Annotated in this window: 13 protein-coding genes; 6 read left to right on the forward strand and 7 right to left on the reverse strand. The window is 71.6% G+C overall.

Annotated features, from left to right (window positions below; all coding sequences use genetic code 11):
• The first annotated feature begins 134 nt into the window (after positions 1 to 134).
• Positions 135 to 1,160, forward strand: coding sequence for an ArsR/SmtB family transcription factor (locus tag ACNNMR_RS31020; protein WP_419997991.1), 1,026 nt, complete (start codon positions 135 to 137; stop codon positions 1,158 to 1,160).
• On the opposite strand, the gene ACNNMR_RS31025 is transcribed toward ACNNMR_RS31020, so the two are convergent.
• From ACNNMR_RS31025 to ACNNMR_RS31035, 3 genes are read right to left on the reverse strand one after another with little or no spacing between them, the layout of a single operon-like run.
• The gene (locus tag ACNNMR_RS31025; RefSeq protein ID WP_419997992.1) at positions 1,108 to 3,189 is read right to left on the reverse strand and encodes an iron ABC transporter permease; all 2,082 of its coding nucleotides are present in this window, start codon (positions 3,187 to 3,189) and stop codon (positions 1,108 to 1,110) included. The two genes, ACNNMR_RS31020 and ACNNMR_RS31025, sit on opposite strands and share 53 nt — an antisense overlap.
• A gap of 5 nt (positions 3,190 to 3,194) precedes the next feature.
• The gene (locus ACNNMR_RS31030; RefSeq protein ID WP_419997993.1) at positions 3,195 to 4,175 is read right to left on the reverse strand and encodes an iron-siderophore ABC transporter substrate-binding protein; all 981 of its coding nucleotides are present in this window, start codon (positions 4,173 to 4,175) and stop codon (positions 3,195 to 3,197) included.
• Entirely contained in the window at positions 4,172 to 5,026 is an 855-nt protein-coding gene (locus ACNNMR_RS31035) for an ABC transporter ATP-binding protein (RefSeq protein ID WP_419997994.1), read from the reverse strand. The genes ACNNMR_RS31030 and ACNNMR_RS31035 overlap by 4 nt, the downstream gene beginning before the upstream one ends.
• Positions 5,027 to 5,192: 166 nt before the next feature.
• On the opposite strand from ACNNMR_RS31035, the gene ACNNMR_RS31040 reads away from it, so the two are divergent.
• From ACNNMR_RS31040 to ACNNMR_RS31050, 3 genes are read left to right on the forward strand one after another with little or no spacing between them, the layout of a single operon-like run.
• Positions 5,193 to 5,594, forward strand: a complete 402-nt coding sequence (locus ACNNMR_RS31040; RefSeq protein ID WP_419997995.1) for a hypothetical protein — start codon at positions 5,193 to 5,195, stop codon at positions 5,592 to 5,594.
• Position 5,595: 1 nt separating this feature from the next.
• Positions 5,596 to 6,063, forward strand: coding sequence for a hypothetical protein (locus tag ACNNMR_RS31045; protein WP_419997996.1), 468 nt, complete (start codon positions 5,596 to 5,598; stop codon positions 6,061 to 6,063).
• Between the two features lie 23 nt (positions 6,064 to 6,086).
• Positions 6,087 to 6,467, forward strand: a complete 381-nt coding sequence (locus ACNNMR_RS31050) for a peptidase inhibitor family I36 protein (protein ID WP_419997997.1) — start codon at positions 6,087 to 6,089, stop codon at positions 6,465 to 6,467.
• A 20-nt stretch (positions 6,468 to 6,487) separates the two neighbouring features.
• Here ACNNMR_RS31050 and ACNNMR_RS31055 read toward each other — a convergent pair whose 3' ends face one another.
• The 4 genes from ACNNMR_RS31055 to ACNNMR_RS31070 all read right to left on the reverse strand — a co-directional run bounded on the left by ACNNMR_RS31055 (position 6,488) and on the right by ACNNMR_RS31070 (position 10,365).
• The gene (locus ACNNMR_RS31055) at positions 6,488 to 7,321 is read right to left on the reverse strand and encodes a DUF4328 domain-containing protein (RefSeq protein WP_419997998.1); all 834 of its coding nucleotides are present in this window, start codon (positions 7,319 to 7,321) and stop codon (positions 6,488 to 6,490) included.
• Between the two features lie 129 nt (positions 7,322 to 7,450).
• The gene (locus ACNNMR_RS31060) at positions 7,451 to 8,116 is read right to left on the reverse strand and encodes a response regulator (RefSeq protein WP_419997999.1); all 666 of its coding nucleotides are present in this window, start codon (positions 8,114 to 8,116) and stop codon (positions 7,451 to 7,453) included.
• The gene (locus ACNNMR_RS31065; RefSeq protein ID WP_419998000.1) at positions 8,113 to 9,357 is read right to left on the reverse strand and encodes a sensor histidine kinase; all 1,245 of its coding nucleotides are present in this window, start codon (positions 9,355 to 9,357) and stop codon (positions 8,113 to 8,115) included. Before ACNNMR_RS31065 ends, ACNNMR_RS31060 begins: the two co-directional genes overlap by 4 nt.
• A gap of 30 nt (positions 9,358 to 9,387) precedes the next feature.
• Entirely contained in the window at positions 9,388 to 10,365 is a 978-nt protein-coding gene (locus ACNNMR_RS31070; protein WP_419998001.1) for an alpha/beta fold hydrolase, read from the reverse strand.
• A gap of 215 nt (positions 10,366 to 10,580) precedes the next feature.
• On the opposite strand from ACNNMR_RS31070, the gene aspT (ACNNMR_RS31075) reads away from it, so the two are divergent.
• Together aspT (ACNNMR_RS31075) and aspT (ACNNMR_RS31080) are read left to right on the forward strand one after the other, a co-directional pair.
• Positions 10,581 to 12,266, forward strand: coding sequence for an aspartate-alanine antiporter (aspT, locus tag ACNNMR_RS31075; protein ID WP_419998002.1), 1,686 nt, complete (start codon positions 10,581 to 10,583; stop codon positions 12,264 to 12,266).
• 11 nt (positions 12,267 to 12,277) lie between these two features.
• Complete coding sequence (gene aspT / locus ACNNMR_RS31080; protein ID WP_419998003.1) at positions 12,278 to 13,981, forward strand: aspartate-alanine antiporter; 1,704 nt, start codon at positions 12,278 to 12,280, stop codon at positions 13,979 to 13,981.
• Positions 13,982 to 13,996 lie beyond the last annotated feature (15 nt).

Below are 13,996 nucleotides of genomic sequence, written 5' to 3' on the forward strand. Positions count from 1 at the left end.
CCGCCGTCCCACCGTCCCATCTCCCCAGAAGTCCTTGCCACGGAACCAGTGGGGAGCGCAGAGTCGCCAGTACACCACTCGGAAACGGGGGAGTGGTGTCGCACCTGCACGTCACATCGGGGGAAACGACAAACATGCTGCGCATGCACTTCAGCGCGGGGGATCTCGCCCGTACGCGAATCGCGGACGGGCCCGACCTCTTGTGGGAATCGGTACTGAGCCTGCACCGGGTGCGCGAGCGGCGCGCCCAGCCCGACCTGACCGGCTGGCGCGGGCGCGTGGTCAGAAACGCGCAGGCGCCGCTCAGCCTGCTGCTGCCGCTGGTGCCCGCCCGCGGCTACTTCCCCGACTTCCTGACGCCCGCGGCCGGCGCCGAGGGCTTCGAGGCGGGGCTGGAAGCGCTGCTGTCCACGCCGCGGCGCGAACTGCGCCGCCAGGTCGGGCGGCTGGCGGCGGACGGGTCGCCGGCGTGCGGCTGGGCGCGTTCGGTGGGGGAGGGCCGGGCGCCGACGCTGCGGCGGCTCGGTGACGCGCTGCGCGAGTACCACCGCATCGCCTTCGGCAGGTCCTGGCAGCGGGTCCGCAGCAGGACCGAGCCCGACCGGGCGTGGCGCGCCCGCATCCAGTGGTACGGCGGCACGGAGGCCATGCTGCGCACCTTCGGGCCCGGCATTCGCTGGCGGGCGCCGGTGCTGGAGGCGGACTATCCGGTGGACAAGGACATCTACCTGGACGGCCGCGGACTGCTGCTGGTCCCGTCGTACTTCTGCCGCCGCGGCCCGGTCGCGCTCGCCGACCCGTCGCTGGCGCCGACGCTGGTCTACCCGGTGCCGCGCAACCGCCCCGCGCCGCCCGGGCCGCCGCCCGGCGACGCGACGGCCGAAAACCTGGCCCGCCTCCTGGGCCACACGAGAGCCGCGGTCCTCCAGACGCTGAGCCACGACTGCACCACCAGCGACCTGGCCCGCCGCGCCGGCGTCTCCCTCTCCTCAGCCAGCGAACACGCCGCGATCCTCCGCGCCGCGGGTTTGGTCACCAGCATCCGCCAGCGCAATACGGTGCGGCATGCGCTGACGCCGATGGGTTTGGCGCTGCTGGAGGGGCCGGTCACGCACGGCGACTGCGTACCAGCAGGTGCAGGAAGTACGGCGTGCCGATGACCGCCGTCATCAGGCCCGCGCCCAGCTGGGCCGGGGCGATGACCGTGCGGCCGATGAGGTCCGCCGTACAGACGAGGATGGCGCCCAGCAGCACGGCCACCGGGATCACCCGCACGTGCTGCCGGCCCACCAGCGCCCGCGCGGCGTGCGGCGCCACCAGGCCCACGAAGCCGATCGTCCCGGCCGCGGCCACCGCGGCGGCGCTGAGCAGCACGCTCAGCGTCAGCAGCGCGAGCCGGCTGCGCCCGAGGTCGAGGCCGAGCAGCCGCGGCGTGTCCTCGTCCAGCGATACGAGATCGAGCTCCCGGCGCCGGGCGACGGCGACCGCCACCCCCACCGCCAGCACGACCGCGAGCGGCACGACGTCCGGCATCGTCCGCCCGTACGTCGAGCCGGACAGCCAGGTCAGCGCCTTGGTCGCGTTGAACGGGTCGGTGAGCACGATCAGCAGGCTGATCAGCGCCGTGGTGGCGACGGCGAAGCCCATGCCGACCAGGACGAGCCGGTTCTGCTGGAAGCCGCCGCGTGCCGATAGCCCGAAGACCCCGGCGGAGACCACCGCGGCGCCCACACACGCCGCGCCCGCCAGGCTCCAGGACCCCGCCGCCGACGTCGCCGTCACCAGGATCACGGCGCCGAGCGCCGCGCCGCCGGTGACGCCCAGCACCGCGGGCTCGGCGAGCGGATTGCGGGTGACGGCCTGCGTGAGCGTCCCGGCGAGCGCGAGGGCGGCGCCGGCCAGCAGCGCGGCGAGCACGCGCGGGATGCGCGTATCGAGGACGAAGGTGATGGTCTGACCGGCCTGCCCCCGCACCCAGTTGGCGACGTCCCCCAGCAGCAGTTTGCTGTCGCCGAGCAGCACGGCCGCGACGGCGACCCCGACCAGCACGACCACCAGCACGGCCGTGGTGGTGAGGAAGGTGGCGCGGCTGCGCAGCCGCAGCTTGTCCACCGCCGTCGCCCCCGCGGCGTCCGGAAGCCGGGTGGCCAGCACGATCAGGAACGCCGCGCCGACGAGGCTGGTGACGACGCCCGTAGGCACGGTCACCGCGGCATCCGCGTCCACCATCGCGCGCAGCCCGACATCCGAGCCGAGTACCAGCGCTGCCCCGGTGAGCCCCGCGACCGGCACGGTCCCGCGGGTACGGGCGAACGCGCGGAACCTCCGCGCCAGCGGCCGTACGATCGCGGGCGCACACAGCCCGACGAAGCCGATCGGCCCGGCGAGGGTGACGGCGGTCGTGGCGAGCAGCACGGCGAGCAGGACGGTCACGATCCGGGTGTTACGGACCGGGACCCCGAGCCCGCGCGCGGCGTCGTCGCCGAGCGCGAGGGCGTCCACCCGGCGGGCGTACAGAAGCAGCCCGACCAGCCCGACCAGGACCAGCGGCGCGAGCCGCAGCACCCCGTCGAAGCCGCTGCTCTGCGCGATGCTGCCCTGGTTCCAGGCGTAAAGCCCCTCGGTCTCCTCGGGGAAGAGCAGCAGCAGCCCCTCGGTGACCGAGGTCAGGCCGAGGGTGAGCGCGCTGCCCGCGAGGACGAGGCGCACCGTGCCGCTGCCGAGCCCCGAGAGGCTGAGCACCACGGCCGCCGCCGCGAGCCCGCCGCCGAAGGCGACCGCGGACGAGGCCAGCAGCGGCAGCGAGGCGCCGGTGGCGGCGGCGATGCCGAGCGCGGCGTACGAACCCGCGTTGACGGCAAGGGTGTCGGGCGCGGCGAGCACATTGCGGCTGACCGACTGCAGGATGGCCCCCGCCATGCCCAGCGCGGCGCCGACGAGCAGCCCCGCGGCCGCCCGCGGCAGCCGGGCGGAGATCACGACGGACGAGTCCGTCGCGTCCGCCTGCCCGGTGAGGGCCTTCCAGACCTCCGCCGCGCCCGCGCCCGACGTCCCCTGGGTGAGGTCGACGACGGCGAGGACCGCGACGAGAGCCGCGAGGGCGGCCGTCACCGCGGCCGCGCCCGTACGGGACGGGGACGCGGCCGCCGGCGGGGTGGCGGTGGGGCGGGAGGGTGCGGTGACGGCCATCGGGGTTACTTGGTCAGCTCACTCACGACGGAGTCGATGTACTGGTTCATCGACTTGGTGCCGCCGAACATCCAGATGCCGTCGGGCAGCCGGTGCACATTGCCCTTCTTCACGAACGGCAGCGACTTCCACACGGAGTTCTTGGCGAGCGCGCCGGTGAAGGGGGTGCTGCCCTTGTCGTCCTTGTTGCCGATGTACGCGAACTGCACGTCATCCGGCAGCTTGGTGAGCCCCTCGACATCGGTGGCGCCGAGCCCGTACGCCTTGTCGCCCTTGACCTTCCAGGCGTTCTTGAGCCCGAGCCGCTCATTGACCGCGCCGAGCAGCGAGCCGGAGGTGAACGGCCGGATCGAGACCTGGTTGGAGGTGTCGTAACCATCGGCGAAGGCGAATTCCGCACCCGCGAGATCCGCGCCCGCCAGGGCCTTCTTGCCCTCGGCGACCTTGTCGTCGAAAGCCTTCTTGAGCTTGGCGGCTTCCGCGGTGGTGCCGGTGGCCTTGGCGATCAGGTCGCGGTTCTTGTTCATCTGCCCGATCGGGTCGGACGCGTCCGCGGAGTGGATCTGCAGCACCGGGGCGACCTTGCGCAGCTGCTTGACCGCGGCCGGCTTCAGGTCGTCGGTGGAGACGATCAGGTCGGGGGAGAGCGAGGCGATGGTGTCCATGCTCGGCTCGCCACGGGTGCCGATGTCCTTGGGGCTGTTGGTCAGCGGCGCCGCATGGTTCCACGTCTTGTAGCCCTTGACGTCGGCGACGCCGGCCGGGTCGACGCCGAGCGAGACGAGGTCCTCGACGACGTTCCACTCGGTCCCGACGACCTTCTTGGCGGGCCCGTCGAGCGTCACCTTCGTGCCGGTGGAGTCGGTGAGGCTGATCTTCTCCGCGCCCTTCCCCGCATCCTTCTCGGCGGGCTCGGAGGTCCCGCAGGCGGTCAGGGCGAGCGCGGCGGCGGCGAGGGCTGCGGCGGCCGGTATGGAGCGTCTCATGAGGAGGTGCTGAGCCTTTCGGTTCGGGAGGGGTTGCGGGTGTGGTGGCGGCCGATGGCGCGGGTGCGCAGGGCGCCGGTGGTCGGGTCGTGGTCGACCTCGATGCGGATGCCGTACGTCTTGGTGAGCCGCTCGGGGGTCAGGACGTCCTCGGGGCGGCCCTCGGCGACGACGCGGCCCGTGTCGAGGAGCACCATCCGGTCGGCGAGGGCCGCCGCCTGGTCGAGGTCGTGCAGGACGGCGCCCACCGCGATCCGGTGGTCGTCCGCCAGGTCGCGGATCAGGTCGAGGAGCTCGACCTGATAGCGCAGGTCGAGGTAGGTGGTGGGCTCGTCGAGGAGCAGCACGCCGGTGTCCTGCGCGAGGCAGCCGGCCAGCCAGACGCGCTGCAGCTGTCCGCCGGACAGGTGCTCGGCGCCGCGGTCCGCGAGGTCCGTCACGCCCGTCATGGCGAGCGCCCGGTCCACCGCGGCCCGGCCGTCGGGGTCCGCTTTGCCCCATCGGCCCCGGTACGGGTACCGCCCGAACTCCACCACATCGCGCACCGTCAGCCCGCTGGGCGTCGGCCGCCCCTGGGTGAGCAGCGCGACCTGCCGCGCGAACTCGCGGGCGGACAGCGCCAGCCCGTCGGTCCCGTCGTCGAGGACCAGGGACGCGGCCCGCGCCCGCTGCAGCCGGGCGATCGTGCGCAGCAGCGTCGACTTCCCGCTGCCGTTCGGCCCGACCAGCACGGTCACCTCGCCAGGCCGCAGCGCCAGCGCCGCCTCGTGCACGACATCGACGCCGTCATAGGCCACGGTGACGCCCGCGGCTGATAGGGCATGCCCGCCCGTGCTCTCTCCGACTCTCACGAGCGCTTAGGTTAGCCTAACCTTTCGGCTGCCTGGGACGGGTGGGTCGGCGTGGGGCTGCTGCGGTACGACTAGTCACCACTGCGGGTGGCAGTGCGCCTAGCTGTGGATTCGCAGGGGGAGGTTGCTGGCGCACCGTCCGACCCACCGCCCCTGGGGGCCACCCATGCGCCGCCTTTACGCAGCCCTGCTCGCTGCCGCCACCCTCGCCGCCACCGCCTCCGTCTCCGCCGCGAGCGCAGACCCGGCCCGTACCCTGCCCGCCCCGGCCGCCTCCGCCGCGCTACCGGGCTACGTCTGCTTCTGGTCCGAGACCGAAGAACACGGCCCCCAGGGCGGCTGGTGCTACAACGGCACCGGCTACGCCGAAGCCAGGCCGGACGTGAAACGGCACGCCAAGTCCTTCAGCAACCAGACCCAGGACACCTTCTACGCCCTCAGCTTCCCCCGCGAAGGACCCTGCCTCTACCGGACCATCTACGGCGGCGACTGGTCGGGGAACTGGGAGTGGTGGGACAAGTTCGACGGCGTCCAGCGCAACAAGCCGGCCGACTGCCAGCAGGGCTGAGGTGGCGCCCCGGCGACTTGCCGGGTGGGCCGTGGCGGCGGCGCTCTCACTGGCCGGCTGCGCCGCCCCCGCCGAGCGCGTAGAGCTGAGCCCGCAGGACACGATCAAGGCCGCCCAGCAGCTCCTCACCGACCGCTGCCTGCGCGACCACGGCCTCGACCCACCCCGCCCCGGCGACCATCAGTCCGCCTCGGCGGACGAGACCCGCCAACTGTCCGACGCCACCTACGGAAAGGGCCGCGCCGAGCTCTCCCTCGAACTCCCCAGCGGCCACGTCATCAGCCAGCACACCGACGGCTGCCTCGCCCAGGCACAGCGCAGGCTGTACGGCGATCAGCAGCGCTGGTTCAAGGCCTCCACCAACGTCGGCAACCTCAAGTCCGCGGCCCCGGCCTCGGACCGCACGACGTACAAGCAGCTGCGCGCCGCCGCACTGGACCGCGCTCAAGCCCTCCTCACCAGCAAGTAACCCGCACCGAAAGGCCCCTGCCCATGAAACGCACCCTCACCCTCCTCGCCACCACCCTCCTGGCGGCCGGCACCCTCGCCCTCGCCCCGACCGCCTCCGCCGCCCCCTGCCCCAGCGGCAGCTTCTGCGTCTGGCCCGACATCAACTACGGCGGCCAGGTCTTCGCCTCCTCCGGCGACGACGAGTGGTGGGAGAGCTGGATCGCCGACGAGGACTCCTCCTGGGCCAACCACGGCATCTCGGGCCCCGGCGTCAAGGACCACGTCATCGTCTACGAGGACGCCATCCAGTTCCCCTCCAACGGCGGCGACCGCACCATCTGCCTCGCCCCCGGCCAGGAAATCGACCACAACGAGGGGGCCAACGACCGCGGGGACGCGCATGTGTGGGCGATGAACTGCTGAGCCGGCTGAGCCGGTGAGCGTCACCCGGCCCCGTACGGCGGCTGGTACGCCGGCGGGGCGGGTGGCGCGGTGAAGGCGTGCTTGAGCTCCTGCATCTTGCTCAGCTTGCGGACGTAGAGGATGGCGAGGACGGCGGCCGTGATGCTGACCACATCGGAGAGCACCAGTCCGGCGACGGCCGACTTCAGCGCCTCCGGCGTGTCGGCCGTCCGGTAGCTGGCCGAGGCGCCGCGGTCGAAGACGAGACTCGTCACCCACACCGCCCACCAGCCGGTGACCAGGCCGACACCGCCAGGCTCTCGCATGCCGTGGGTGGCGGGCGGCTTGCTGGCCCGCCAGATGTCGTTGGCGATCTTCTTGGGTATCCACAGGTTGGCGATCGGGATGAACCATGCGCCGATCGACCAGCCGGCGGAGTGCCGCAACTGCCCGGCGTCGAACAACTCGGCGTTCTCACGCGTCCGGTGGAACCAGATGAGAAACACCACGGCCGTCGCCAGCATCGCGAGCAGCTGCAGCACGCCCGTGGCCGCGTACAGCGCGTCGGCGGCGTCGATCTCGCTGTCACTGGCCGTCAGCAGGTCATCCATCAGGCTTCGGATGCGGAATCCGGCGAAGACGGACAGCAGGTCGGTGGCGATGCACACCCCCAGCAGCACCATCACCGCCGTCGCCAGCCCGCCGACCGGGCGGAACATCCAGCGCGGCGCGACCGGATAGCCCCCCGCCGCGGGCGGCATGGCCCGGGCCCGCGTCGAGTCCTCCAGCGCGGTCTGGGCTTCGGCGACGGAGCAGACGCGGCAGCGTCCGTCCGGCGTTGTGGCAGGCCTGTTGAGGCAGTCGACGCATTGCATACGGATCGATCCCCCCACGGATCTCCTCGGCGGCCGATCGCCGCTCTTGAGCGCGCGAACAGTACGTCATCACCGCGGGGGCGTCCAGCGCATGGGCCCTGTGGGGCAATCGTGCTCAGCGGGGGACATTCAGTCCGCGAGCCCCTGGCGGTACGCGTAAACGACTGCCTGGACGCGGTCGCGCAGGTTCAGCTTGGTGAGGATGCGGGAGACGAAGGTCTTCACCGTCTCCGGGCTGAGGACCAGGACGGCGGCGATCTCGCTGTTCGACAGGCCGCCCGCGATGAGGCGCAGGACCTCCAGCTCGCGGGGGCTCAGCGGGATGTCGTCCGGGGCGACCGTGCCCCCGGTGGGCCGGATCCGGGTGGCGTACCGGCCCACGAGCCGGCGGGTGACCTGAGGGTCGAGCAGCGCCGCGCCGGCGGCCACCGTCCGTACGCCGTGCAGCAGTTGGGCCGGCGGTGCGTCCTTGAGGAGGAAGCCGCTGGCGCCGGCGCGGAGCGCCTCGTAGACGTACTCGTCGAGGTTGAACGTGGTCACCACCAGCACCTTGACGGGCTGCTGCACCCCGGTCCCGGCCAGCAGGCGGGTGGCCTCGATGCCGTCGAGTACGGGCATGCGCACGTCCATCACGACGACGTCGGGCCGCACCTTGGCCGCGAGTTCGACGGCCGCCTGCCCGTCGGCGCACTCGCCGACCACCTCAAGGTCGGGCTGCGCGTCGATGATCGTGACCAGGCCGGTGCGGACCAGCACCTGGTCGTCGCAGATGAGGACCCGGGTCGGTGCGGTCACGGCGGCGGGCTGCCCGCCGGTATCCGGGCCCGGACGACGAAGCCGTCGCCGGTGGGGCGGGGGCCGGCGTGAAAGTCGCCGCCGAGGACGTCGACCCGCTCGCGGAGGCCGTCCAGGCCACGGCCGCCGCTGCCGCCGGGGGCGGGCGAGCCGGTGGCGCGGGCCTGCTGGCCCGGGATACGGCCATGCCCGCCGGATGTACGGCCTTGCGCGCCGGCCGCACGGCCCCGCACGCCCACGCCGCCCTCCGTGCCGACCTCCACCGTGATCTCCCGTTCGCCATGCCGCACCTCGACCGATGTGCGGCTGCCGTGCGCGTACTTGAGCGCGTTCGTCAGCGCCTCCTGCACCACACGGTAAGCCACCAGGTCGGCGCTGCCGGTCGAGGCCGGTGGAGTGCCCTTCTCGGTGAACTCCACCGGCTGCCCGGCCAGCCGGGTCTGCTCCACGAGCGTGAGCAGCCTGCCGACGGACGGCGTCCTGTCCCCGGCACCGTACTCGGGATTGAGCAGGTCGAGCAGGTGCCGCAGGTCGGTCATGGCCCGGCGGCCGGTGTCGGTGACGGCGGTGAGGCTGGCGTCGAGGCGGTCGGGGGCGGCGGTCAGATAGCGTGCCGACTCCGCCTGCACGACCATCGCCGTCACATGGTGGGTGACGACATCGTGCAGCTCCCGCGCGATGCGGGTGCGCTCGACGGTACGGGTCTCCTCGGCGACGCGGAGGCGGTGCTCGGCCTCCGCGGCCCGGGTGGAGCGCAGCCACGAACCCATGCCCCAGACGAGGGCCATCGCCAGGTAGTACATGACGTACTCGGACACGCCCTCGGTCCCGCCGGCCTCGCCGAGCCCGACCGCCAGCGCCACATACGCGAGCGTCAGCACGGCGATCGCTGCGCGGCGGCCCTGCTCCAGGTGGGCGCCCGCGCTGAAGAGCGCGACCGCGAGGGCGGTGCCCGCGAGCGAGTGGTAGCCGCGGAGCTGGTCCACGGCGAAGCCGGCCGTCGCCACGGCGAGCGCGGCGGCGGGCCACCGGCGGCGGACGGCGAGCGGCAGCGTCTGCGCGGCGACCGCGGCGACGGCGAGGGCGTCGAAGGAGCGGCCCGGCAGCCCGCCGAGCTGCGTCCCGTGGGTGTGCGACGCGGGCAGCAGCGCTGCGGCGAGGATCAGCAGCGCGAGCGGCAGGTCCCGGAACGTGACGTCGATCCGGCACCACAGATCCCGGGCTCGCCGAAGGTGCACCACCAGGGGAGTGTAACGGGGGCTCCGGAACACCTAGTTGTGCTTCTTGGGCTCGGCCTTGGCGGGGGCCTGGGCGGTGACCTGGAGGATCGCCGTGACCGCTGCGTCGGGCTCGTCGAGGTAGATGTAGTGCTCGCTCTTCTGGGCGGTGCCCAGCGCGCTGCGCCCGGAGAGCGCGAGCCACTTGCGCTGGCCGTCCTCCCACGCCTGCTCCAGGCCAGGACCGTACTGCGGGACCTTGGCGAGGTACTTCACCCCGTGCATGATCACCTGCACCGGGATGTCGCCGGCGGGACGGACCTTCGCGTCCTTGACGACGAGCTTCTCCGGGTTCTCGCCGCGGAAGATGGCAAGGGTCTGGTCGCGCAGCTGGGCGCCGGGCCCGGTGGCGTCCTTCGGGACCTCCCGGTGCAGATCGGCGATCTGTGTGGGGGAGGTGGCGTCCATGAGGACGAGTCCCCTGACCTTGTCCTGGTGCTCGGGCGCGTACCGGCCGGCGATCAGCCCGCCGAGGGAGTGCCCGGCGAGGACGACGCCGCGGTCACCGGCGATCTGCTCGATCACGCCGGTGAGCACCCTGCCGGTGCTGGTGAACGTCTGCGGCTTCTCTGGCTTGCTGCTGGCGCCGGCGCCGAGCCGGTCGTACGAGCAGACCCGGTCCGTGCCGCTCAGCTTCTTCTGGAGGGCGGCGAACTTCTTGAGGTTGTCGCCGCCGCCGTGCATGAGGACGACGACCGGGCGGTCGCCCTTCGCCGTGCCGGAGCAGGAGACGTTCACCTGCTGACCGTTCACGTCGATCTTCTTGGTGCCGGTGAAGGTGGCGGCCTTCGGCTGGCCGGAGTCCTTGTCTGAGCCACCCTGGCCCGAGTCCTTGCCGGATTCCTTGTCGGAGCCCTTGCCCGTCAGCGCCTCCAGGTCCGGATCGGGGGAGTCGGAGCAGCCGACGAGCGCCGCGGCGGCGACGGTGGCGCAGAGCGCGAGCACGGCGGAAGACCTGCGGGTGCGGAGCATGCTGTTCTCCAGTGAGACGTGAGGGACGACTGGGACCGCACGCTACGGAGACCGGGACCCGCGCAGCGTCCCCGCACGGTGGACACCTGCGTGTAGCTCGCATGGGGGACACGCTCACACCCGTCCGGTATCGCCTGAGATGTGGGCAGGTGAGAGCGCTGTTAGCTTGATCGCGTCCAGGACCTGCCGGGGGGAGTCAGTCAAGGAGATCGTGCGTGGGCGTTTTGCGTGACCACCCCGAGCTTGCCCTCTTCCTCTGCCTGGCCCTGGGCTATCTGCTGGGCAAGCTGCGGGTCGGCCCGATCACCCTCGGCGGCATCTGCGGCACGCTGATCGTCTCGCTGCTGCTCGGCACCCGGCATGTGTCGGTGAACGACGACGTGAAGACGGTGTTCTTCGCGCTGTTCATCTTCTCGCTCGGCTATATGGCGGGCCCGCAGTTCTTCCACAACCTCAACCGCAAGAGCCTGCGCTTCTTCACCCTCTGCCTGATCGAGCTGGTCTGCGTCCTCGCCATCGCGATCGGCCTCGCCAAGGCCTTCGACCTGGACGTCGGCACCGCCTCCGGCATCCTCGCCGGCGCCGCCACCGAATCGGCGGTCGTCGGTACGGCCACCGAGTCGATCGGGCAGCTGCAGGGCCTGAGCCAGGAGCAGATCAAGACGTACCAGGGGCACGTGGCCACCGCGTACACGGTCTGCTACCTCTTCGGCCTGATCACCATCGTGCTCTTCACCAGCCAGATCATGCCGATGCTGCTGCGCATCAACCTCGCCGACGCCTCCCGCGAGCTGTGGGAGAAGATGCGCGGCCAGGGCGGCGGCAAGTCGCTCGAGTCGGACGAGCAGCAGGCCGCGCCGGGCCTGGTGGGCCGCACCTACCTGGTGACCACCGCCGACGGCCGCACCGTCGGCGACCTGCAGGCCGAGCTGGGCGGGCTGGTCACCGTCGAGGGCATCAGACGCGGCAGCAAGATGGTGCCACCCACACCCGACACCGAGCTCACCCTCTCGGACCTCGTCCTCCTGGTCGGGCGGCGCGCGGAAGTCATCGACGCGGCCCGCCACATCGGCCCGGAGACCCCCGGCATCCCGGGCCTGGACGCCCCGCTGGCCACCCGGCAGGTCGCCATCACCGACAAGGACACCCACGGCAGGACGATCGACGAGCTCCGCCAGGCGCACCCCGAGTTCGGCAAGGCCGGTGTTTACGTCACCGAGGTGCTGCGCAGCACCGACCAGAAGATGCCGGCCACCGGGGAGACGGTGGTGCACCGCGGCGACGTGATCACCCTCGTCGGCGCCCGCTCCGGCCTGGACAAGCTGGTCGCGAAGATCGGCGCGGCGGTCAAGAACGACGCCACCGACTACATCTACCTCGGTCTCGGCATCGTCGCCGGTTCGCTGCTCGGGCAGATCGTCGTACGGGCAGGGGATGTGCCGCTGTCGCTCGGCACCGGCGGCGGCTGCCTGGTGTCCGGGCTGCTGTTCGGCTGGTTCCGCTCCCGCAAGCCGACCTTCGGCGCCTTCCCGCCGCAGGCCGCGTCCACCATGAAGGACCTCGGGCTCGCCGTGTTCATCGCCTGCACCGGGCTCGCCGCCGGGCCGCAGGCGTGGCCGATGCTCAAGCAGTACGGGGCGCTGCTGCCGTTCGCCGGGATCGCGATGGTGCTGATCCCCGCGACGATCTCGCTGATCGTCGGCCGCAAGCTGCTGAAGATCGAGAAGCCGGTGCTGCTCGGCGCGATCGCGGGCCAGCAGTGCTCCACCCCCGCGATCACCTCGATCACCCAGGTCGCCAAGAGCTCGGTCCCGATGCTCGGCTACACGATCACGTACGCGCTCTCCAACTTCTTGCTGCCGCTGACCGGGCCGATCCTCGTCGGCATCCTGGGCGCGTAGGAGCCGATCACATGATCGACTTCCTTAACCGGAACATCTTCCACCCGCACCCCGAACTGCTCGTCTTCATCACCGTCGCGCTCGGCTTCCTCTTCGGGAAGCTCCGCTACAAGGCCATCGCGCTCGGCGCCGTCACCGGCTGCCTCGTAGCCGGCCTGCTGCTCGGCGCCCAGTTCAAGGTGACCATCGACGACACCGTGAAGAACCTCTTCTTCACGATGTTCCTGTTCGCGCTCGGCTACAAGGTCGGCCCGCAGTTCTTCCACGGCCTGAAGAAGGACGGCCTGCCGCAGGTGATCAACGCCCTCGTCGTCTGCGTGACCGGCCTGCTCGTATCGTGGGGCTTCGCGGCGATGCTCGGCTACGGCCCTGGCCTGTCCGCCGGACTCCTGGGCGGGGCGCTCACCCAGTCCGCGGTGATCGGTGTCGCCCAGGACGCCATCGGCAACCTGCCCGGCCTGTCCGCGGGCGACGTGAAGACCGAGCAGAACCTCGTCGCCGTCGGATACGCGGTCTGCTACCCGCTGGGCACCATCCTGTGCGCGATGCTCCTGGCCAACGTCCTGCCCAAGCTGTACCGCAAGAACCTGGCCGCCGAATCCGCCCAGCTCGCCAAGGAGCTCGACGCCCCCTCCGACAACCCCGACCTCGGCGAGGGCTACTACGAGGTCGTGCTGCGCGCGTACACGGTGCAGCGGCCGGACCTGGTGGGGCGGACCATCGACGACTTCGAGAGCCAGCAAAAGCAGCTCGGCCACCGCATCTACATCACCGGGGTCCGTCGCGACGGCAAGCTGATGGACCACGACCAGCAACTGGCGCTGCGGGAAGGCGATGTGGTCGCGGTCAGCGCACTGCGCGACTCGCTCATCGACTTCGACGCCCGCACCCACATCGGCGCCGAGGCCGACGACGTCGAACTGCTCGGCTACCAGACCGAGACGCTGCACGTCGTCGCCTCCGAGGAGAAACAGCTCGGCAGCACCATCGCCGAACTGCGCGCCCAGCCCTTCATGACCGGCGTCTACATCGACAAGCTCTACCGCGCCGGCGCCGACTTCCCTTACCGCCTGTCCACCAAGGTCGAACGCGGCGACACCCTCATCCTCACCGGCCCCAAGCGCCTGGTGGACCCGGCGGGCAAGGAGATCGGCAAGCCGGTGCCCACCTCATTCGCCACCGACATGCTCTGGGTCGGCCTGGGCATCTTCCTCGGCGGCTGCATCGGCATCCCGGCGCTGACCGCGGGCGGCGTGCCGATCTCGCTGTCCACCTCGGGCGGGGCGCTGATCATGGGCCTGGTCTTCGGCTGGATCCGCGGCAAGTATCCGACGTACGGCAATGTGCCGCCCGGCGCCCAGTGGTTCATGGACACCCTCGGCCTGTGCCTCTTCGTGGCGGTCGTCGGGATCAACGCGGGTCCTGGCTTCACCTCGGGCCTGTCGACGGCCGGCTGGGGCCTGCTGGTCTTCGGCGCGGTCGCCACCGTCGTCCCGCTGCTCGTCGGCTTCCTCGTCGGCCACTACATCCAGAAGATCCGCTTCCCGATCCTGATGGGCGTCCTCGCCGGCGGCCAGACCACGACGGCCGCGATCGGCGCGATCAACGAGCAGTCCAAGTCCCAGGTCCCCACGCTCGGCTACACGATCCCGTACGCCGTCGCCAACGTCCTCCTGACGATCTGGGGTGCCGTGATCGTCCTCCTCCACCACTGACCGTAAGGAAGCAAG

It is taken from the genome of Streptomyces boninensis (assembly GCF_048572725.1).
GTDB lineage: Bacteria > Actinomycetota > Actinomycetes > Streptomycetales > Streptomycetaceae > Streptomyces > Streptomyces boninensis.